The organism is Micromonospora sp. NPDC049171 (assembly GCF_040648275.1).
Lineage (GTDB): Bacteria > Actinomycetota > Actinomycetes > Mycobacteriales > Micromonosporaceae > Micromonospora.
Map to the genome: position 1 here is coordinate 15,191 of NZ_JBEZDJ010000008.1, position 19,622 is coordinate 34,812.

General features: G+C 71.7%; 19 protein-coding genes. 9 read left to right on the forward strand and 10 right to left on the reverse strand.

Going from position 1 to position 19,622, the window contains the following annotated elements; all coding sequences use genetic code 11:
* Positions 1 to 95 precede the first annotated feature (95 nt).
* Both AB0B14_RS12165 and AB0B14_RS12170 read left to right on the forward strand, forming a co-directional pair.
* Positions 96 to 440, forward strand: a complete 345-nt coding sequence (locus tag AB0B14_RS12165) for a metalloregulator ArsR/SmtB family transcription factor (RefSeq protein WP_357522434.1) — start codon at positions 96 to 98, stop codon at positions 438 to 440.
* Positions 440 to 1,141, forward strand: a complete 702-nt coding sequence (locus AB0B14_RS12170) for a cation transporter (RefSeq protein WP_357522435.1) — start codon at positions 440 to 442, stop codon at positions 1,139 to 1,141. Before AB0B14_RS12165 ends, AB0B14_RS12170 begins: the two co-directional genes overlap by 1 nt.
* A 67-nt stretch (positions 1,142 to 1,208) precedes the next feature.
* Here the strand turns inward: AB0B14_RS12170 and AB0B14_RS12175 are convergent, their stop codons facing one another.
* From AB0B14_RS12175 to AB0B14_RS12185, 3 genes are all read right to left on the reverse strand, one after another.
* On the reverse strand, positions 1,209 to 1,463 hold the full coding sequence (locus AB0B14_RS12175) for a hypothetical protein (RefSeq protein ID WP_357522436.1): 255 nt from the start codon (positions 1,461 to 1,463) through the stop codon (positions 1,209 to 1,211).
* A gap of 112 nt (positions 1,464 to 1,575) precedes the next feature.
* A complete protein-coding gene (locus AB0B14_RS12180) occupies positions 1,576 to 2,049 on the reverse strand; it encodes a hypothetical protein (RefSeq protein WP_357078393.1) in 474 nt (157 codons plus the stop codon).
* A gap of 37 nt (positions 2,050 to 2,086) precedes the next feature.
* Positions 2,087 to 2,923 carry a TIGR02452 family protein gene (locus tag AB0B14_RS12185; protein WP_357522437.1) on the reverse strand — a complete coding sequence of 279 codons (837 nt, stop codon included), beginning with the start codon at positions 2,921 to 2,923 and terminating at the stop codon, positions 2,087 to 2,089.
* A gap of 126 nt (positions 2,924 to 3,049) precedes the next feature.
* Here AB0B14_RS12185 and AB0B14_RS12190 point away from each other — a divergent pair, with 126 nt between their 5' ends.
* Entirely contained in the window at positions 3,050 to 3,961 is a 912-nt protein-coding gene (locus AB0B14_RS12190) for a GNAT family N-acetyltransferase (protein WP_357078281.1), read from the forward strand.
* 175 nt (positions 3,962 to 4,136) lie between these two features.
* Here AB0B14_RS12190 and AB0B14_RS12195 read toward each other — a convergent pair whose 3' ends face one another.
* Together AB0B14_RS12195 and AB0B14_RS12200 are read right to left on the reverse strand one after the other, a co-directional pair.
* Positions 4,137 to 4,712: a hypothetical protein gene (locus AB0B14_RS12195; RefSeq protein ID WP_357522438.1), complete on the reverse strand. Its 576-nt coding sequence runs from the start codon at positions 4,710 to 4,712 to the stop codon at positions 4,137 to 4,139.
* A gap of 410 nt (positions 4,713 to 5,122) precedes the next feature.
* On the reverse strand, positions 5,123 to 5,770 hold the full coding sequence (locus tag AB0B14_RS12200; protein ID WP_357522439.1) for a GAD-like domain-containing protein: 648 nt from the start codon (positions 5,768 to 5,770) through the stop codon (positions 5,123 to 5,125).
* Positions 5,771 to 5,933: 163 nt separating this feature from the next.
* On the opposite strand from AB0B14_RS12200, the gene AB0B14_RS12205 reads away from it, so the two are divergent.
* Entirely contained in the window at positions 5,934 to 7,502 is a 1,569-nt protein-coding gene (locus tag AB0B14_RS12205) for a mucoidy inhibitor MuiA family protein (protein ID WP_357522440.1), read from the forward strand.
* A gap of 32 nt (positions 7,503 to 7,534) precedes the next feature.
* On the opposite strand, the gene AB0B14_RS12210 is transcribed toward AB0B14_RS12205, so the two are convergent.
* The 3 genes from AB0B14_RS12210 to AB0B14_RS12220 all read right to left on the reverse strand — a co-directional run bounded on the left by AB0B14_RS12210 (position 7,535) and on the right by AB0B14_RS12220 (position 9,992).
* Positions 7,535 to 8,038 (reverse strand): MarR family transcriptional regulator, encoded by a 504-nt coding sequence (locus AB0B14_RS12210; RefSeq protein ID WP_357078290.1) that lies wholly within the window; start codon positions 8,036 to 8,038, stop codon positions 7,535 to 7,537.
* Positions 8,039 to 8,046: 8 nt separating this feature from the next.
* Positions 8,047 to 9,294 (reverse strand): NAD(P)/FAD-dependent oxidoreductase, encoded by a 1,248-nt coding sequence (locus AB0B14_RS12215; protein WP_357522441.1) that lies wholly within the window; start codon positions 9,292 to 9,294, stop codon positions 8,047 to 8,049.
* A 164-nt stretch (positions 9,295 to 9,458) separates the two neighbouring features.
* The gene (locus AB0B14_RS12220) at positions 9,459 to 9,992 is read right to left on the reverse strand and encodes a hypothetical protein (RefSeq protein ID WP_357078295.1); all 534 of its coding nucleotides are present in this window, start codon (positions 9,990 to 9,992) and stop codon (positions 9,459 to 9,461) included.
* 365 nt (positions 9,993 to 10,357) lie between these two features.
* On the opposite strand from AB0B14_RS12220, the gene AB0B14_RS12225 reads away from it, so the two are divergent.
* Both AB0B14_RS12225 and AB0B14_RS12230 read left to right on the forward strand, forming a co-directional pair.
* A complete protein-coding gene (locus AB0B14_RS12225; RefSeq protein ID WP_357522442.1) occupies positions 10,358 to 10,501 on the forward strand; it encodes a hypothetical protein in 144 nt (47 codons plus the stop codon).
* Between the two features lie 61 nt (positions 10,502 to 10,562).
* Positions 10,563 to 11,273 (forward strand): siderophore-interacting protein, encoded by a 711-nt coding sequence (locus AB0B14_RS12230; RefSeq protein ID WP_357522443.1) that lies wholly within the window; start codon positions 10,563 to 10,565, stop codon positions 11,271 to 11,273.
* 15 nt (positions 11,274 to 11,288) lie between these two features.
* On the opposite strand, the gene AB0B14_RS12235 is transcribed toward AB0B14_RS12230, so the two are convergent.
* Complete coding sequence (locus AB0B14_RS12235; RefSeq protein ID WP_357078301.1) at positions 11,289 to 11,693, reverse strand: helix-turn-helix domain-containing protein; 405 nt, start codon at positions 11,691 to 11,693, stop codon at positions 11,289 to 11,291.
* A 54-nt stretch (positions 11,694 to 11,747) separates the two neighbouring features.
* Between AB0B14_RS12235 and AB0B14_RS12240 the strand changes: the two genes are divergently transcribed.
* Complete coding sequence (locus tag AB0B14_RS12240) at positions 11,748 to 12,563, forward strand: alpha/beta hydrolase (RefSeq protein WP_357078304.1); 816 nt, start codon at positions 11,748 to 11,750, stop codon at positions 12,561 to 12,563.
* 61 nt (positions 12,564 to 12,624) lie between these two features.
* On the opposite strand, the gene AB0B14_RS12245 is transcribed toward AB0B14_RS12240, so the two are convergent.
* The gene (locus tag AB0B14_RS12245; protein ID WP_357522444.1) at positions 12,625 to 13,989 is read right to left on the reverse strand and encodes a BNR repeat-containing protein; all 1,365 of its coding nucleotides are present in this window, start codon (positions 13,987 to 13,989) and stop codon (positions 12,625 to 12,627) included.
* 275 nt (positions 13,990 to 14,264) lie between these two features.
* Between AB0B14_RS12245 and AB0B14_RS12250 the strand changes: the two genes are divergently transcribed.
* The gene (locus AB0B14_RS12250) at positions 14,265 to 18,179 is read left to right on the forward strand and encodes a Pls/PosA family non-ribosomal peptide synthetase (RefSeq protein ID WP_357522445.1); all 3,915 of its coding nucleotides are present in this window, start codon (positions 14,265 to 14,267) and stop codon (positions 18,177 to 18,179) included.
* Positions 18,176 to 19,519 (forward strand): M1 family metallopeptidase, encoded by a 1,344-nt coding sequence (locus tag AB0B14_RS12255; RefSeq protein ID WP_357522446.1) that lies wholly within the window; start codon positions 18,176 to 18,178, stop codon positions 19,517 to 19,519. The genes AB0B14_RS12250 and AB0B14_RS12255 overlap by 4 nt, the downstream gene beginning before the upstream one ends.
* The last annotated feature ends 103 nt before the right edge of the window (positions 19,520 to 19,622 follow it).

Consider the following 19,622-nt stretch of genomic DNA (forward strand, 5'->3'; position numbering starts at 1 on the left):
GAAATCATGCTCACATGCGCATACTAAGATGATTGGTTCGCGCCACGTCAAGACTCGTGACCAAATAGTTCAGCATTCTGTTTATTCAGCGAACGATGTACCGTTGCGTGGTGGAGACTCTGACGCACGGGCAGGTCCTGGCCCGCTTCGGTCACGCCCTGTCCGACCCGGTCCGCGCCCGCCTCCTGCTCGCTCTGCGCGAGGGGCCCGGCTACCCGGCGGACCTCGCCGACCTGCTGGGCACGAGTCGGCAGAACCTGTCCAACCACCTGGCGTGCCTGCGGGGCTGCGGCCTCGTCGTCGCGGTGCCAGAAGGCCGGCGCAGCCGCTACGAACTGGCTGACGCCCGACTCGTGCACGCCCTCGGAGACCTCCTCGGCCTGGTCCTGGCCGTCGACCCGGCCGCCTGCCCCGCCGCCGAGTCCGAGGGGTGCTGCTGATGGGCACGCCCCTGCCGTTGGTGTCGCTCGGCCCGTCACCGGCCCGACAGTCGGTCTTGATTCGGCGGGTGCGCCTGTTCGTCGCGGCGACGATCACCTACAACGTCGTCGAGGCGATCGTGGCGATCACCGCCGGCAGGATGGCCTCCTCGACCGCGCTGATCGGGTTCGGCCTCGACTCCGTCATCGAGGTGACCTCCGCCGCCGCCGTCGCCTGGCAGTTCTCCGGACCCGACCACGAACGCCGCGAACGCGCCGCGCTACGCGTCATCGCGTTGTCGTTCTTCGCCCTCGCCGCGTACGTGACCGTCGAATCGGTGCGCGCGCTCGTCGGAGCGGACCGCGCGGAGCACACCACGATCGGCCTGGTCCTGGCCGCGGTGTCCCTGGCGGTGATGCCAGTCCTGTCGGCGGCGCAACGCCACGCCGGACGCGAACTCGGCTCGGCGTCGGCCATCGCGGACTCCAAACAGACCCTGCTCTGCACGTACCTCTCGGCGGTGCTGTTGGTCGGGCTCGCGGTCAACTCGCTGTTCGGCTGGTGGTGGGCCGACCCCGCCGCCGCCTTGATCATCGCTGCGGTCGCGGTGAAGGAAGGCCGCGAAGCCTGGCGCGGCGACACCTGCTGCGCCCCCGGCGCTGCCCTGCGCTCCCCCGCAGGCGGCGACGCCAGCGGGTGCTGCACCACCGACAGTCGCTGAGCGGACCTCCAGGAGGACCGCGTACCGGGGCGGCGACGCCGGCGGGTGCGGTGCCGTCAGGTGCCGGTCATCCCTCGGCGGTGGGTCGGCTGTGCACCACCAACTCGTCGATCTCCAGCCGGCCGACCCGCAACTCGCGCACGACGGCCCGGCGGATCGCCAGCCGCCCGATGGCCAGCGCCCCCACGGCCACGGCCCCGACCGCCAGCGCCCCCACGGCGAGGGCACCCAACGACGCCGCCCCCGCGGCCCGCGCACCCGTCGCCACCGCGCCGTCGGCGCGCGTCCCGGTCAACCGCATCAGGCGTACGTCTCGCTTCATCCCCCCATTGTCCGCGTATCGCCGGCCGCCCGCTGCCCACCCCGAGGCCCTGTCCCCCGTACCGTCCGCTCTGTTCACCTCCCGCTGCCGGGTGACCATCGGCGGCGCGCGTCTAGGACGTCAGCTGCTGGGTCAGCCGGTCCAGGCCGCCCCTGATCAGCTGCCCGTACTGGTCGTCGCCGAGCGCGCCGATCCCCGCCCGTGCCCGCTCGACGTATTCGCGGGCCCGGTCGAGATCGCCGAGCCTGCGGTGGCACTCGGCCAGGCTGAGGTGCAACGACGGATACAGACCCGCCACCGACATCGGCACCCCAGCCTGCGCCAAGCGGGCATCGGTGAGCAGGTCGGCCGCCGCCAGCGCTCGCTCATCCCAGATCAGCTCCTGCTCGACGTCGTCCTGCACGTCGGCCATCGAGTGTGCGAGGACGCAGACGTGCAGAGGATCGCCGCGGTCCCCGCCGATCTCGTCCCAGATCTGCGTGAACAGGTCGCGGGCAGCCGCACGCTGGCCCTGATGATGATGCAGCTGCACAGCGTGGTTGATCCGGGTCAGCGTCGCCTCGAAGGCCGACGGCTGCTCCTGCACAGCATCGTCTCGCGACGAGGGCGTGGATCCGCGCGGCTCACCCACGCTCGCTCCCCACCGCCGGATCCGCGGCGGCCCGCGGGAAGCGTGCCACGAACGTGCGGTACACCGGTGTTCCCGGCACGGTGTCGCGGATGGCGAACACCACGTGGTCGAAGCGGTCGACCTCGCGCAGCGCGTAGGCGAAGGCGTCGGCGACCGTAGCGGGATCGTTGCGGAACACGCCACACCCCCACGCGCCCAACACCAACGTCCGACGTCCGTGCGCGGCCGCGACCTCCAGCACCCGGCGGGCACGCCGGGCCAGCACCGCCGGCACGCCCGCGGCGTGTTCGGGCTGCTCGCGCAGGATCGCGCCCAGGTTCGGCGCCGCGGCGGTCAGGAACGACGTGGTGTACGGCTGGTCGAGCAGATCGCCCTCGTCGTCCCGGAACACCGGCACGTCCGGGGAGAAGATGACGCGGTCGCTGTACCGCAGGTCCCGCTGGTCGCGGTGGAACGCGTAGAACTCCGGGGCGGCACGGAGACACGCGTACAACGCCGAGGAGCGGGCGATGCTCTCCTCCTGCGCCTGCGCTCCACTCAAGAAGCCGCCACCCGGGCTCTTCGCCGAGGCGAACACCAGACAGGCCGCTCCGGGCGCCAGTCGACGGGCTGCCTGCAACGTCGACTCGTCCGTCACCTCCACCCTGCCTCCGCCGGGCTTCGCGTCGCCCGCCGCGGGCACCTCGTCTGGCAGGTGCAGACGAGTGCCGGCGACCGCGGCACGGACATCCTCGCCAACGTCGACCTCGGCACCGGCGCCAGTGCGATAGCGCCCCGAGTCAGCGATGGCGACAGTCTGCCGGGCAATCTCGCGGAGACGGTCGCTCACCCGGCGTACCCGTCCGTGCTGCGACCCTCGATCGTCACAAGCACCACGTTAGGCAGTCCCGCCCCGGCCGGCAACCAGGCCGAAATATCGGTGTCACCGGGGCGGGGCGGTGGCTAACGTACGCGGATGAGCACTGTTCCGATTGCCGGGCTGCGGCTGCGGTTCCACACCGACCCGGGCGAGTTCCTGGCCGCTGCGGGTGACTACCTGGGCGCCGATCCGGTCGTCAGCACGGTCGTGACCACGATCGCGCACCGGGTGCTGTCGCAACGGGCCGAGGGGATCGGACAGCCCGACCGCAACTGGTGGCTCGTGGTCAGCGACGACTCCGGCACGGTGGTCGGTGCCGGGATGCGCACCGCGCCGTACGCTCCCTACCCGCCATTCCTGCTGCCCATGCCCGACGAGGCGGCCGTCGCGCTGGCCCACGTGTTACACCAGCGCGAGGAGGAGGTCCTCGGGGTCAACGGGGCCCTGCCCGCCGCTGACCTGTGCGCCGCCGAGCTGACCCGGCTCGGCGGGGGTCGAGTCCAGGTCACCCAGCACACCCGGCTGCACGAGCTCGGCGAGCTGGCGTGGCCGCCGCCGGTGCCGGGCGGCCTGGTGGTCGCGACCGAGGCCGACGTGGCACTGGTCACCGAGTGGTGCGCCGCGTTCGTGGGCGACGCCGACGAACAGGCGGGCCGTCCGCGCGGTACCAGCGCGCACGAAGTGCCCGACCAGGCCGAGCTGCTGCGCCGGATCCAGGGTGGACGGCTGTGGTTCTGGGTCGACGAGACTGGGGAGCCCGTGCACCTCACCGGGGCCAACCCGCCGTCGTTCGGGGTGGCCCGGTTGGGCCCGGTGTACACGCCGCCGGCCCAGCGCGGGCGTGGTTGGGCCAGCAACGCGGTTGCCGAGGTTTCCCGACAAATCCAGGCCGAGGGCGCGCGGGTCTGCCTGTTCACCGACCAGGCCAACCCGACCTCCAACAAGCTCTACGCCGCCCTCGGCTACCGGCCGGTCGTCGACATGGCCAACCTGATCATCGTCCGCTGACGGCGTGGGCCGGCGAGATCGCCCGCCGATCGTCAGCCGGCGGCGGGCACCGGAAACGTGCGCGTGTACCTCTCCCTGACCGCCACGAAGAGCTTGGACCGCAGCCGGCCGCGAGCGGTTGCTCTGCTCCGGCCCAGCTTCACCCACGTCCGCCGAGAGGTCTTCGCTCCGCACATCATCCGGTCGTTCGACGAAGGTCGGTGAGGCGTTCGGTGTCGGGCGGCAACTGGGCGCTCACCGCTCCTGGCGCGAACGCGGAGGGCAGACCGAGTTCGGTCCGGGCCACCTCGATGAATCGGCGCTCGGCCTGCCACAGGGCGTCGAACCGATCGGCGGGCAACGCCTCGATGCCGCTACCCGCCCGCACGGCCGCCAACAGCCGGGCCTGGCGCACCAGCTCCGACGAGCCACTCACCACCTCTACCTGCCCGGCCACCAGCCGAAGCGCGGTCTTGGTGCTCTCCAGCCGCTCCCGGTAGCGGCTGCCCTCCTCGTCGAAGAACGGCATGAGATCACCGGGAGCACGTGGGCGCGGCACCGCGGTGATGCGGGCCGCCGGGTTGAGGACGAAGGCCACGTACTCCCGGACCGCGCCGATGAAGTCGGTGTACGCGTTCAGCCGGATGTCACGCCACTGGCGATCCTGGTCGCGCCGCCACAGCCGGTCCTGGGCCCGGACGGTGAGCCATCCGCCGATCAGGACCGCCAGCATCGTCGTCGCCGCGGTGACACCCGCCTGGATCAGACTCACCGGCTCCACCGTTCATAGTGATCGGTAACTCACCCTACCGTCCGTTGTCACCCCGCTCCGGCAGTCGCGCGACGGCGGTCACCCTCCTCCGGACGTGTCCTGCACAGCGAGTTGGTCAAACCTGACCCGCGCGGTCCTCGGCGCGGCGTTCCCGCTGGTCCGCACCTTCAGAGTGGCTGTCGGGCCGGGAGTGTCCTCGACGATGACCACGTCCGGCACGTCGGCCGGCAGGTCGGCCGGCCATCCCGCGTCGTCGGTCGGCTCACTGGTCAAGAGGCGCGCGGGACGTCCACTCAGGCCCGTCTCGGTGGCCCGCACCGGCCGCCACCCCGTCGACGCCGGTCCGGTCGGCGCGGCCGTGCTCAGTGGGTGCTCAGCTGCCGTCGGATCGTCGGCAGCGCCTGGGCCGGTCACTTACCGAGCCACATGTGCAGCAGGTCCTCTTTGTCCACGACGCGACGCTCGGAGAGCTCCGCGAGCAACTCCAGGTGGACGGGGCCGTCGAAGATCTCGGCCCGCTCGGGACGCAGCGCCCCGCCGAGGCCCAGGGCCGGGACGAAGCCGTAGATGGTGTCCGGGCCCACCGGGCCACGCAGTGCGCGTACCCGCTCAAACAACGGCTCCCTGTCAGCACCGTAAAGGTCGACACTGCGACGGTCCTGGCACATCAACAGCGCGTACAGCCGGTCATCGCGGCCGTCGTCGGACAGCGCGCGGTCGGAATGATCGGAAGGGATCACCCACCCGTGATGCGCACTGATCGTCAACCGCGAACCCGTCTGCTGCCCCCACACCTGCAGGTCGCCGAACGCACTGCGGCTCACCGCGACCCATCGTTCCGCTCTCGGCAGCTCGAGGCCGTCTGTCCATGCGTCGACCGCCGGCTGCCACACCTCCGGATCACACAACCAGAACGATCCGTTGCCAAAGCCGGCGAATCCGTACTCACGCCAACACGCCAGCAGCAGATCGGGCACGACACCGGCGAACTGAGTCAGCCGATCAGCGCGGACCGGAGCGGAACAGGTGGGAGGTCCCCAGATCTCAGCCAATTCCACTACTTCACCATGCGCCATCGCGTTGCCTTTCCTCGTACCGCGAACCAACTGCCTGCCCGACCAGAACACCGCAGGTCCAGCGGGTCACGGGCAGCAGCCTACGGTGCCACGCGCGAGGGGCCGCGCGTCGAAGACGACGTGGCGTTTGGACTACCCTCGCGCCGTGGAGAGCACCGAGATTGACGCACCCATCGTCGGCGTCACCGTCTACCCGGACCGGGCCCGGGTCACCCGCCGGGGCAGCCCTCGGCTGGCCGCCGGCGAGCACCGGCTACGCGTCGCGCCACTCCCACTCGGCCTGCGGCGCGACTCCATCCGGGTCGGTGGGCGGGGCGCGGCCACGGTGCTCGGTGTGGACGTGACCACCTGGCGGCAGGCCCGCAGCGCCGACCCGCAGATCGTCGACCTCGAACAGCGACGCCGCGAGCTGAACGACGAGTTGGCCGAGGTCGCGGACGCGGACGCAATCGAGGAGCAGCGCGGGGAGTTCCTCACCCGGCTGGCCGAGCGAGCCGGTGGCACGTACGCCAGGGCGTTGGCCTCCGGCGACGCGGCGCCGACCGACGTGGCGGCCTTCAGTGACTCGGTGGCCGGTCAGCTGGCCGAGTCACGCGGCCGGCGGCGCGGGCTGTCTCGGCGGCGCACCGAGTTGGTCGCGGAGTTGGCCGCGGTCGAGCGCGACCTGAACGCGGCGCGTGGCAAGCGGACGCCGGACCGGTTGGCCGCCGAGGTGACGGTCTCGGTGGCGGCCGACGGCGCGGAGGTGGAACTGGAGTTGACCTATCTGGTCGACGGTGCGGTGTGGCGGCCCTCCTATGACCTGCGGCTGGTCGAGGACACGATGACCGTCACCTGGTTCGGGTTGGTCAGCCAGAGCACCGGAGAGGACTGGCCGGAGTGCGAGCTCCAGCTCTCGACCGCCCGGCCTGCGGCGACGACAGGCGTACCCGAATTGTCGCCCTGGTATCTCGACCTGCTTCGGCCGGTGCCGGTCGCGGGCGCGGCGGCGGCCATGCCGGTCGGGATGCCGCCCCCGGCACCGGGTGGGGCGCCGGCACCGTCCGCGGCGCCCCGGCAACGGTTGCAGGAGAGCGTCGCCCAGGTCGAGCAGGGCGTCAGCGCGGCCACCTATCGGCCGGCCCGGCCGGCGGCGGTGCCGGCCGACGGCAGCGCGCACCGCGCCACCATCGCCGTGCTGGAGCTGCCAACCCGACTGGACCATGTGACCGTGCCGGTCCGTGCCGCCGAGGCGCACCTGCGTGCGACGGTACGCAACACGTCGGAGCACACGATGCTGCCCGGTCCGGCGGCGGTCTTCCACGGCGCCGATTTCGTGGCGGCCACCGGGCTGCCGATGTGGGCGCCGGGCGAGGAGATCGAGCTGGGGCTCGGGGTCGACGACCGGTTGCGGGTGGAGCGGAAGCTGCACCGGCGCTCGGAGACCAGGGCCGCGCTCGGGTCGACGCGGCGGCGGGAGGTGGACTACCGGATCACCGTCGCCAACCACACGCCGCGGTCGGCGACCGTCGAGGTACGCGACCAGTTGCCGGTGTCCCGCGACGAGGCGGTGGTGGTGCGGGAGACGAACCTGGCACCGGCACCGGCGGAGCGTACGGAGCTGGGAGAGCTGGCCTGGCGGCTGTCGCTCGCACCGGGCGACAGCGCTGAGATCGCCGTCGGCTTCCGGGTGGAACTGGCCAAGGGGGTGGAGCTGACCGGCTGGCGGGAGTAGGCACCGCATCTCGTCGTCGGGCAGCGGACCGGTCAGGCGATGCCGTCCCAGGCGGAGCGCTGTGCGGTGTCGCCGCTGCCCAGGCGGTCCAACTCGGCGAGGTACACGGCCTGCATGCGGTCGTAGTGCCGGAGCAGCAGCATGACCTCCTCGTCGCCGTAGCCCTCGATGAGCCGCTCCGCCCGCTCGGCGAATCGTTCGTACGGTCGCCTCAACTCGGCGAGCCGCTCCGGCCGCAGGGTGACGATCACCCGCCGCCGGTCCGCCGGATCGCGCTCGGCCAGCACGTAGCCCGCCTGCTGGAGCCGGCGGAGCATGCTGGTCACCGCCCCGGTGGTGAGGTTGGTCCGCTCGGCGACCTGCCCCGCGGTGGCCGATCCGACATCCGCCAGGTAGTCCAGGCACTCCAGGTCGCTCACGGTGAGGCCCAGCCGCTCCGCGATGGCGTACCGGAACACCATGGACAGCCGCGACATCTCCTGCCCGGCGCGCATGAGGTCGGCGATCGCGGACGCCCGGACCGGTTGGTGGGACATGCCCGCAATCATGCCTCCGGGACGGTGACCCGGTGCAGCCGAGGTAACACGCGGGTCAGCACCCAGTGCGGTGCCGCCGCACCCCCGGTGAGGCGGCGCATCAACCCGGCGGCGGTGTCGACGGCGCGGAAGGCGTAGGACACCATCTCGTCCTGGTAGCTGGCGATCGCCTCCTGCACCGGCGCGCCGCTCGCCCGGGCCTCGACCAGCCGGTGGCCGAGCAGGGCGGCGTCGCGCAGCGCCGTGTTGCCGCCGTGGGCGCCGAACGGCGGCATGGCGTGCACGGCGTCGCCCATCAACGTCGCCCGGGGCACCGCCCACCGGCGCGGGCGCCGGCCGGTGGCGAAGAGGTTGAGCACCGTGGCGTCCAGTTCGGCGCTGTCGACCAGCCGCCGGATCAGCGGGTGAAAGTCCGTACCTCTCCGGGCGGCCAGTCTCCACAGCGCCAGCAGGTCCCCGCGCACGTCGACGGGCACCTCCTCCTGCCGGAGCAGCAGTCCCCACATGACGTAGTCGTCGCCGGTGGGCGCATAGCTGCCCGGTGCCAGGCGCGCGAACGCCTCCGACGGGCTCTCGCCGAACCGCATGGAGGTGAAGAAGAAGGCGAGGCCCGGCCGGTCGGCGATGGCCAGGACCCCGCTGGAACGCAGCGCGTCCGGGATGACGCTCACGCCGTTGCGCCGCAGGGGCGACCGGCCGTAGATGCCCGCCATCGGGGTGTTCGCCGGGTCCGCGTCCGGCATGAGCTGCGCGCGCAGCGCCGAGCCGACGCCGTCCGCGCCCACGACGACGCTTGCCGTCGCGGCCCCGCCGTCGGAGAAGCGCAGCCGCGGCCTTGCCGGGTCGCCGCTGTCCACCGCGACGGCGTCCTTGCCGTAGTGGATGCGTCCGTCCAGCCCGGACTGCAGGATCGATCGCAGGGTCAGCCGGTCGACCTGGCGGGTCGCGTGCGGCTCGTCCTTGAAGGTGATGGTGAAGGCGTCCCGCAGCCGACTGTCGGTGAAGCGCAGGTGCCCGCCGGGCTCGTCACCGGTGGTCAGTGCCAGGTTGTACAGCGAGCGGGGCAGGCTCGCGCGCAGTGCTTCCAGCCCGTACCGGTCGAGAATGATCCGGTAGCCCTGCCGCCGGACGAAGGGGCCCGGGTCCCGCTCGTAGACGTGCACGTCGATGCCGGCACGCATCAGGTACTGGGCGAGGCAGAGGCCGGAGAGGCCGGCACCGGCGATCGCCACTGAGAAGTCCGTCGATGCAACCATGCAGTTATCTTAATGACTAAGATGATTTGGGCAAGGCTGCCAGCAGCCTGCCGGCCGTCGTCGGGGTGCCCGCACACCGGACGGCACATCGGCAGCGATCGAGGGCGGGGATGAGCTGTCGACGGCAGCGGGGACGGTCCGGTCTGGACCGCCCCCGCCGGGAATCATTCGGAGATGACGAACTGGGCGGTGCTTGTGGTGTCGTAGTTGACGCCGTTCTTCTCGGCGTGGTGGGTGCAGTTGACCGTGACCGTGCGGGACTGGACGGGAACGCCGGTGACCGGGACGGTCGGAGACCAGAAGGTCACGTCGACGAGGGCGCCGTTGTTCTCGGAGTCATAGTCGTGGGTGGCGTAGCTGAGCACGGTGGCGGAGCACCTGACGTTTATGTAGTTGGCGTCCACCCGGTCGTTGCCCCAGGTGGCGAGCCGGGAGTAGCCGCGGACCTTGATGCCACCCACACGCAGTGGCCAGCTTCCCTCGTGGCCGGTGTCTTCCAGTTGGATGACGCCCTGCAGGTTGTAGGCCGGGGTGGGTGGGGTGCCGCCGCCACCGCCACCGCCACCCTCACCGCCACCGCCACACTCCGAATCGACGGGGCATTCGGGGACCCACGCCTGCGCCGGCATGGCGGTCACGCCGCTGAACGCGAAGCAGGCCAGCAGGGCGACCCCCAGCGTGGAAGCGCGTCTAAGCACGTCATCTCCTGTCAGCAGACGCCCGGGCAGGTTACCCAGGGCGTTCGATTGGACGCGTAGAGTATGGCCACGGTTTTGGGGAGCGCGAAAGGCATTGCGCGCTACGGCGCGACAGGACTGTCCCTTGTTCGCTCATCGGATGTCGTCGGCCCTGCCCCTGCCAGTCGACAGGATCTCGACACGCCCTCGATCGGTGTGCGGCGTCATCCTTTGCCGGAAACGGCGTCAGCCGATTTACGCATTGCTGGATCGACGTGCATCGCGCGGTGGGCGGAATGGCCTGAGGTGGTTGGACGATCCGGCGCACTCTGGGGGCGGGCTCGGGACAGGGGGTGGTCGAGCGTCGCGCGGAGCGGGCCCAATCGATGTGTTCAGCTCGGTCGATCGGGCTGGCCGGCAAGCTCGCGGGCGGCGGTGGTCAGGGCACTGGCATCATCGGGTTGGGCAGGGACGAAGCGGCGGGTGCCCACCTCGGGTTCCGGAGCGAGGAGCCGATCGAGTACGACTGACGAGCTGGCCCCGGCGCGGAAGCAGTTGGCCGCACCACGACAACGCCTGAATTGAGGACCAATGCCCGGACTCGCCGAACGCCTGGCCGACCTCGCCAGTGGCGTGATGCTGGACGACGCCCACGTCACCGGCCTCAGCCACCTCTCCCCCGAGTTCGTCCGGATGACGCTGTCGGCCGAGGCGTTCCGAAAGGCGACCTGGGTGCCCGGAGCGAAACTCCAGCTCCGCCCGCGACGCGGTTCGATGAGCCTGCGCACCTACACACCAACGAGTTGGGACGCCGACCGGGGTGTGACGGAGCTGGTCGCGTACACGCACGGAAACGGTCCGGCGGCGCAGTGGTTCGAGCGGGTGACAGAGGGCCAGACCTGTGCGGTCTTCGGGCCACGGCGCTCCATCGACCTGCGCGAGGCCGCCGGTCCCGTGCTCTTCGTCGGGGACGAGACGAGCGTGGCGCTCGCCCACGCGTTGCGCACCATTCCCGCCGAGACGTCGTATGTCTTCGAGGCACGCGATCCGCTCGCGCTCACCGACGTACTCGCCCAACTGGGGATCACCGAACGAGTGGCGGTCGTCCCGAAGGCCGCCGACCGGGTCGAGCTTCTTCAGCACGGCCACACGGCGGCCGTCCAGGTGCCGTACACCCTCATCGTCACCGGCGACGCGGCGACGGTGCACGCGGTGCGGCGGGACAGCCGTGGGTGGGAGCGGAAACCCCGGCGGGTCATGGGCAAGGCATATTGGGCCGAGGGCCGCACCGGCCTCGACTGATCCGCGCGGGCACCACTACTGGCCAGGGCTGCGACGGTGTTCTTCGATTGTGGAGATGTGCCGCTCGGCCCAGGCCCGGACCACCGCCAGCGGGGCGTCCAGGGAGAGCCCCAGGCTGGTGAGCGCGTAGTGGACGCGCGGCGGCACGCTCGCCTCGACGCGGCGGGTGACCAGGCCGTCGCGGCACAGGCTCTGCAGCGTCTGCGACAGCATCTTGTTCGACACCCCGGGTGCGCGGCGACGCAGCTCCGCGAACCCGAGCTCGGCCGGATGGTTCTCCGCCAGCACCTTGATCAGCATCGACGTCCACTTGTCGCCGATCCGGTCGAGCAGTTGCCGGGTCGGGCAGTCCGGGCTGAAGAGGTCCCCGGTTACTCCGGGCTCACCGGGTGGCGCGAAAGTGCCCTCTTGCCAGGTCATCAGGCATCTCCCATGGTATGCAGGTAACCAATGGTAACCGCCGGGAGATCAGACATGGAATTGCGCAGAATCCGGACAAACGGCACGGAGTTGAACGTCGCCCTGGACGGCGAGGGCCCGCCGGTGCTGCTGATGCACGGCTGGCCGCACACCTGGCAGGTCTGGCGCGAGGTGCTGCCGTTGCTGGGTGGGCGGCGCCGCGTCATCGCACCGGACCTGCGCGGGCTCGGCGACAGCGCTCGCGCGGCGGACGGGTTCGACGCGGCGACCGGTGCCGGTGACATGCTCGGCCTGCTCGACGCGCTGGGGGTCGAGCAGGCCGAGGTCGTGGCCCTGGACGCGGGCGTGCCCGCCGCTTTCCTGCTCGGCGCCCTGCACCCGGCCCGGGTACGCCGCCTGGTGCTGATGGAGGCGACGCTGCCCGGCCTGCCTGGTGGCTTCCCGGCACCACCGTGGTGGTTCGGCTTCCACACGGCCCCCGGGCTGGCCGAGACGGTGCTCGAAGGCCACGAGGCCGAATACCTCGACTTCTTCCTGCTGGCCGGCACCTTCGAGCGCCGGGGGGTGCCCCCGGAGATCAGGGACGCATTCGTCAGCGCGTACACCGGTCGTGCGGCGCTGCGCTGCGGCTTCGGCTACTACCGCGCCGCCGAGCAGAACGCGGCGGCGATCTCCACGGCGGGCCGGCTGACCACGCCCACCCTGGCGGTCGGCGGCAACACCGTCGGCGACCTGCTCTACCGACAGCTCACCCCCATCGCCGACGACCTTTCCGGTGAGCTGATTCCGCACAGCGGCCACATCGTGCCACTGGACCGCCCGGACGCCGTCGCACAGTTGCTCCGCGTCGACTCCGCCACGTCCCGTTAGGGCCCGTGTCAAAGCCCCTGGCCGGCCTGCGGCGGGCCCAGACGACGACCGGCCGGGTCGGTCAGTTCCCGGCGCTTGTGAAGTTCAGGACGTCGATCCGGCTGCCGCCCCTGTGGGGTGCGAACACGCTGGCGATGTTGTTGGACTTCAGCAGGCGGTGGTCGAGCAGCGGATCCGAGGTGAAGCTCGCCGTGGACCGATAGCGGACGGCCCAGTCCGACCAACCCGAGGCCCGGGACGCGGTGGCGATCTGCAGCACACCCGTGTTCGACGCGGCGCTGACCACGAAGAGGTTGTCCTGGGAGTCGACGCCGATGTCACCGCGGCTGACGCCCGCCTGGTAGCCGAGGATTCGCTGGCTCCACTGGCCGGTCGCCGCCGCACGCCAGTAGTGCACGAGCACGGCGCTGGTGCGGGCGTTGGTGAAGACGGCGTCACTGGGCGCCGACGGCGGCAGGTGGGAGGCCAGGACGTGCACGTTCCCCGCCGAGTCCACCGTCTGCGATTCCTGGTTCATCAGGCCGCGGTTCTGCCCGATGCTCCAGAACCGCGCCGCGGCGGTGGTCGTCGAGATCGGACTGGAGTCGGCGGTGCCGATCAGCGCACCCGACCCACTGCGCCACGTTCGGCCGCGGTCCGCGCTGTACGTGTAGAAGAGATCGTGGTTGCTACTCGCGTCGAAGGTCTCCCGGACGGTCCAGGTCAGGTGCAGCAGACCCTGCGCGTCGTACTGGAAGCCGAACAGATAGGCGTTGTTGCCGAGCGTGGTGCCGTTCATGATCTTGCCGACGAAACTCCACGCACCGGCCCGATATTCGAACAGGACCTGGTTGCCGTTACCACTCTCCCCCGTCCGGATCGTCAGTTGCAGGTTGCCGTCGGGCATGGTGGTGAACTGGGGATAGGTCATGACGGCCATGTCGCGCCCGGCGAGGCTGTTCTGCACGGCGCCGAAGATGCCCGGTGACCAGGTGGCGGTGTCCGGCGCGGTGGCGATGCCGGCCACCGACTTGCGGTAGCGGAAACGCTGCGAGTGCATGTCGAACGAGAGGTGGATGCTTCCGTCCACGTGGGAGAGCCCGATGCTGATCACGTTGTGTGAATCGGTGGTGGTGGTGCGATAGTCCGTCAGTCGGATGGTCTGCCAGGTGCCGTTCGTCGGACGCCGGGAGACGTTGACGTAGCCCTGGGCGTCCCAGAACGCCGCGTACTGCCACCGGCGGTGCGAGACGATGCCGTCCTGCTGGAATGATTCGCCGTTCATCAGGCCCGTGTAGCTCTCCGCGGTGCGGCCCTGGGTGGTCAGCGTGGTCGTGGTCGGCGCATTCACCGTCGGCGACGCCGCCGAGGCCGCCGAGCCGCTGGTGGTGACCAGCAGGAGCCCGGCCAGCGCCACGCCCACCCGGTACCGCTGCACAACCGTCATCGAAGATCCTCTCTCGGCTGGGGCTGGTGACCATCATCGCGGCGATGCGGCCATCGCGCTGCCCGCGCCGAGGGCGTGGTGCCGACGGCGCGTCCGCGGCCATGTCGCGGTCGATCGGTGTTCGTGGAAGGGATCGCTGTGGTGGTGGACACGAAGCCGCTACTTCGTCGTCTCTTCCGGCCGGTGCGACGTAGCGTTGAGGGCTGCCCAGGGCGGGTCCGCATGCCGCATGCCTGGTTGACGCCGATCCCTGAGACGAAGATGGTGAACGCCGGGTGCCCGTGACGAGTGAACTCCAGGTGGTTGCGCTACCGCCGACAGCTGCCGCACCGAGGATCCCCGCGGTGTTCCGATCCTCCCCGGCGGCGGCCCGCCGCACGCTCGTCGACATTCTCGACGACTCCGTGCACACGCACGCCGAGGCTCTCGCACTCGACAACGGTGCCACGGCACTGACGTACCGCGACCTGGCCGACGAGGTCGAGGCCGTCCGGCGGTCGCTGGCCGGGCACGGCATCGGTGTCGGCGACCGCGTGGGTGTCCGGATCTCCTCCGGTACGGCCGAGCTGTACCTGGCGATCCTCGGCGTTCTCGCGGCGGGCGCGGCCTACGTACCGGTGGACGCGGACGATCCGGAGGAACGCGTCGAGCTCGTCTTCGCCGAGGCGGGAGTGGCGGCGGTGCTCGGGGACGGGCTGGCGGTGTCGGTGCGGCGTACCCCCGGGGGTCGGATCGCCCGGCCCGGCCCGGACGACGACGCCTGGATCATCTTCACCTCCGGCTCGACCGGCACCCCGAAGGGGGTGGCGGTCAGCCACGGCGCGGCGGCGGCCTTTGTCGACGCCGAGGCGCGGTTGTTCCTCGCCGACGAGGCCAGCGAGGCGATCGGCCCGCAGGACCGGGTCCTGGCCGGGCTGTCGGTGGCGTTCGACGCGTCCTGCGAGGAGATGTGGCTGGCGTGGCGGCACGGTGCCTGTCTGGTGCCGGCCGCGCGGTCGCTCGTCCGCAGCGGTGTCGACCTCGGGCCGTGGTTGGCCGAGCAGCGCATCTCGGTGGTGTCGACGGTGCCGACGCTCGCCGCGCTGTGGCCGGTCGAGGCGCTGGAGGAGGTCCGGCTGCTGATCTTCGGTGGTGAGGCCTGCCCACCGGAGCTGGCGCAGCGCCTCGCCGTCGAGGGCCGCGAGGTCTGGAACACCTACGGGCCGACCGAGGCGACAGTCGTGGCCTGCGCCGCGCGGATGACCGGCGAGGGGCCGGTCCGGATCGGACTGCCGCTGGCCGGCTGGGACCTCGCGGTGGTCGACGCCTCGGGCGCTCCGGTCGCGATGGGTGCGACCGGCGAGTTGGTGATCGGCGGGGTGGGGCTCGCCCGCTACCTGGACGCGGGCAAGGACGCCGAGAAGTTCGCGGCGCTGCCCGCGCTCGGCTGGCAGCGGGCGTACCGCAGCGGTGACATCGTCCGGGCGGAGCCCGAGGGGCTCCTGTTCGTCGGCCGCGGTGACGAACAGGTGAAGCTCGGCGGACGCCGGATCGAGCTGGGTGAGATCGACGCCGCGCTGCAGGCGCTGCCCGACGTCGCCGGTGCCGCCGCGGCGGTGCAGCGCACCGCCGCGGGCAACCAGCTGCTGGTGGGGTACGTGGTTCCGCACGACGGCGTCACGTTCGATGCCGCGACGGCGGCGCTGCGGATCCGTGAGCAGTTGCCGGCCGCGCTCGTGCCGCTGCTGGCCGTGGTGGAGGCGCTGCCGACCCGAACATCGGGCAAGGTGGATCGGGCCGCGCTGCCGTGGCCGCTGGCCACCGGGCAGGACACCGCAGGCGAGCTGACCGCGACCGAGGAGTGGCTCGCCGGCGGTTGGGCGGAAATCCTCGGCGTACGCCCCACCGAGGCGGACGCGGACTTCTTCACCCACGGCGGCGGCAGCCTGAACGCGGCGCAACTGGTGGCCTGGATCCGGCGCCGGCACCCCCGGGTCTCGGTGGCGGACATCTACCTCCACCCGAAACTGTCGCGGCTCGCGACGATGCTCGACGCGCTCGACAGCACAGCGGCGACACGCCGGGAGGTCCGGCCGACGCCGAGGCGCGCGGGGCTGATCCAGGCCGCGCTGATGGTGCCGATGCTCGCGCTGGTCGGGCTGCGCTGGCTGACCGTCCTGGCCGCCCTCGGCAACCTGCTCACCCTGCTCACGCCGGCACCGTGGGCGCCTGCCGTGTCCTGGTGGTGGGTGGCGCTGGGCTGGCTTCTGCTGTTCAGCCCGCTGGGCCGGATCGCCCTGGCCGCCGCGGGAGCGCGGCTGCTGCTGCGCGGGGTACGCCCCGGCAGCTACCCGCGCGGCGGCGGCGTGCACCTGCGGCTGTGGGCCGCCGAACGCCTCGCCGAGCTGACCGGCGCCACGAGCGTCGCCGGAGCCTCCTGGATGATCACGTATGCCCGGGCGCTCGGCGCGTCCATCGCTCCCGACGTCGACCTGCACTCCGCACCGCCGGTCACCGGCCTGCTGAAACTGGGCCGCGGCGCGGCGATCGAGCCAGAGGTCGATCTGACCGGCCACTGGGTCGACGGCGACGTCGTCCATGTCGGCAGGGTCCGCGTCGGCGCGGGTGCCCGGGTGGGTTCCCGCAGCACCCTGATGCCCGGCGCCCGCGTCGGCAAGGGCGCGCGCATCGCCGCCGGCTCGACAGTGACCGGCGCCGTACCGGCGAATCAGCGCTGGGCCGGCTCACCTGCCACCCCCGCTGCCAAGGATCCCGCCGAGTGGCCCGGTCAGCGGCCGGTGCGAACGCGACTGCGGTCTCGCGGTTGGCCGATCGCGTACGCGCTGACCGCCCAACTGCTGGGGCTGCTGCCGGTTGTGGCCGCCCTGCCGGCGCTCGCCCTGCTCGGCTGGACGCTCGCCGTCCGGCCCACTGTCGGCGCGGTGCTGGCCGCCGTCGCGGTGGCGACCGTCGCCTACCTGGTGGGCTATGCGCTGCTGGTGCTCGGGGCGGTGCGGGCGCTCAGCATCGGCCTGCGCGCCGGCTACCACCAGGTGCAGGGTCGGGTGGCGTGGCAGGTGTGGACGACCGAACGGCTGATGGGGATGGCGCGGGTCGGGCTGTTCCCGCTCTACGCCAGCCTCTTCACGCCGGTGTGGTTGCGGCTGCTGGGCGCCAGGGTCGGGCGCGGGGTGGAGGCGTCCACGGTGCTCGCACTGCCGGCGATGACCACCGTCGCCGACGGGGCCTTCCTGGCCGACGACACCATGGTCGCGACCTACGAGCTGAGCCACGGATGGCTGCGGGTCGCCCCGGCCCGCATCGGTAAGCAGGCCTTCCTCGGCAACTCGGGGATGGCGGCACCCGGGCGTTCGGTGCCCAAGCGCGGGCTTGTCGGCGTGTTGTCGTCGGCGCCGTTCAAGGCGAAGAAGGGCTCCTCGTGGCTCGGCGCGCCGCCGATGCCGCTGCGTCGGACCGTGGAAGCGTCCGACACCAGCCGCACCTTCGACCCGCCGCTGCGCCTGAAGCTGGCCCGGGCCGCGATCGAGCTGTGCCGGATCGTCCCGGTGATGTGCGCCGGTGCCCTGGCGGTCGGCGTCCTGGCCGTACTCGCGATCGTCTGGCGGGCCGGCGGGTGGTGGGCGGCGGCGCTCGCCGCCGGGCCGGTGCTGCTCGGCGCGGCGATCACCGCCGCCGCCATCGCGACGGCCGCGAAGTGGCTGCTGGTCGGACGCTTCCGGGTCGCCGAGCGCGCGCTGTGGACCTCCTTCGTCTGGCGCAACGAACTCGCGGACACGTTCGTCGAGGTCCTCGCCGCGCCGTGGCTGGTCCGCTTCGCGACCGGCACGCCACTGCTCGCGGCGTGGCTGCGCACGCTCGGCGCGAAGATCGGCCGGGGCGTGTGGCTGGAGACCTACTGGCTGCCCGAGTACGACCTGGTGCGCCTCGGCGACGGCGCGACCGTGAACCGCGGTTGTGTGGTGCAGACCCACCTGTTCCATGATCGTGTGATGAGCATGGACGAGGTGACACTTGGCGCGGGAGCCGCGCTGGGCCCGCACGGCATCGTCCTGCCGGGTGCGAGCATCGGGGCGCGGACCACCGTCGGGCCCGGTTCGCTGGTGACCCGCGGCGACGCCGTGCCGTGCGACAGCCGATGGTTGGGTAACCCGATCACCACCTGGCCGGCGCCAGCGGCACGGTCGGCATGAATCCGAAGGCGGCGTCGGCGTCGAGCGGCGCGACGCCCGGCGCCGGTCGCTCCGGCGACTCCTACCTGCCCGAGCACGGCAACGGCGGCTACCGGGTGCGGCACTACGACCTCGACCTGGACTACCGGGTCGTGTCCAACCGCCTCGCTGGCCGGGCGGACCTCACCGCGGTGGCCGGGCAGTCGTTGTCGCGGTTCACCCTCGATCTCGGTCGGTTGCGCGTCCAGGACGTCCGGGTCGACGGGCGCCCGGCGAAGTACCTGCACCGCCCGGACAAACTGCAGATCAAACCCGAGCGGCCGATCGGCGCCGGGGACACCTTCCGGGTGGAGATCCGGTACGCGGGAAAGCCGGTGCCCATCGCCGGCCGCTGGGGCACCCTCGGGTGGGAGGAACTCACCGACGGGGTGCTGGTGGCCAGCCAGCCGAACGGGTCGCCGTCCTGGTTCCCGTGCGACGACCAACCCGGCGCCAAGGCCACCTTCCGGGTGGCGGTCACGACCTCCTCCCCGTACACGGTGGTGGTGACAGGTGATCCCGTGCTCCAACGCCGGGCCGCGGGCGGCACGACGTGGGTGTACGAGCGGCGCGAGCCCACCTCGCCGTACCTGATGAGTGTCCAGATCGGCCGCTACGAGCTGGTGGACCTGGCGGTCGGTGCGGTGCCGCAGCGCGCCGCGATCCCGCCCGCGCTGCGCCGGAACGCCGCCCACGACTTCGGCCGGCACGGCCAGATCATGTCGGCGCTACAGCGGCTCTTCGGGCCGTACCCCTTCACGCAGTATGTCGTCGTGGTCGCCGACGACGACCTCGACGATCCGGTCGAGGCGCAGGGCATGGCGGTCTTCGGGCGAAACCACGTCGACGGGCGGCGCACCCACGAGCGGCTGGTGGTGCACGAGCTGGCCCACCAGTGGTTCGGCAACAGCCTCACGGTGGCCGACTGGCGGCACATCTGGCTCAACGAGGGCTTCGCCACGTACGCCGAGTGGTTGTGGTCCGGCGTCTGCGGCGACCTGCCGACAGACGCCCTGGCCGCGCAGTGGCACGCGTGGGTCGCGGATCGCCCGCGGACCGTCATCGTGGCGGATCCCGGCGTCGACCGGATGTTCGACCCGCTTGTCTACAAGCGGGGTGCGCTCGCGGTGCACGCCCTGCGCAAGCGGGTCGGCGACGAGTCGTTCTTCGCGCTGCTGCGCGCCTGGGTCGCCGAGCACCAACACGCGACGGTGACGACCGAGCAGTTCCGGCTGCACGCCCAGCGCTTCGCCCGCGAGCCCCTGGACGGCCTGTTCGCCGCCTGGCTCGACAGCCCGACGCTGCCCCCGTTGCCCCGCTGACCACCGACACGCCTCAAGGGCGTGTGGCAAAGCCCCTGGCCGGGCCGAGGACTTTGCCACACGCCCTAAGGGTCACCGCACGGCCCGGGCGCGGTTTCCCTGT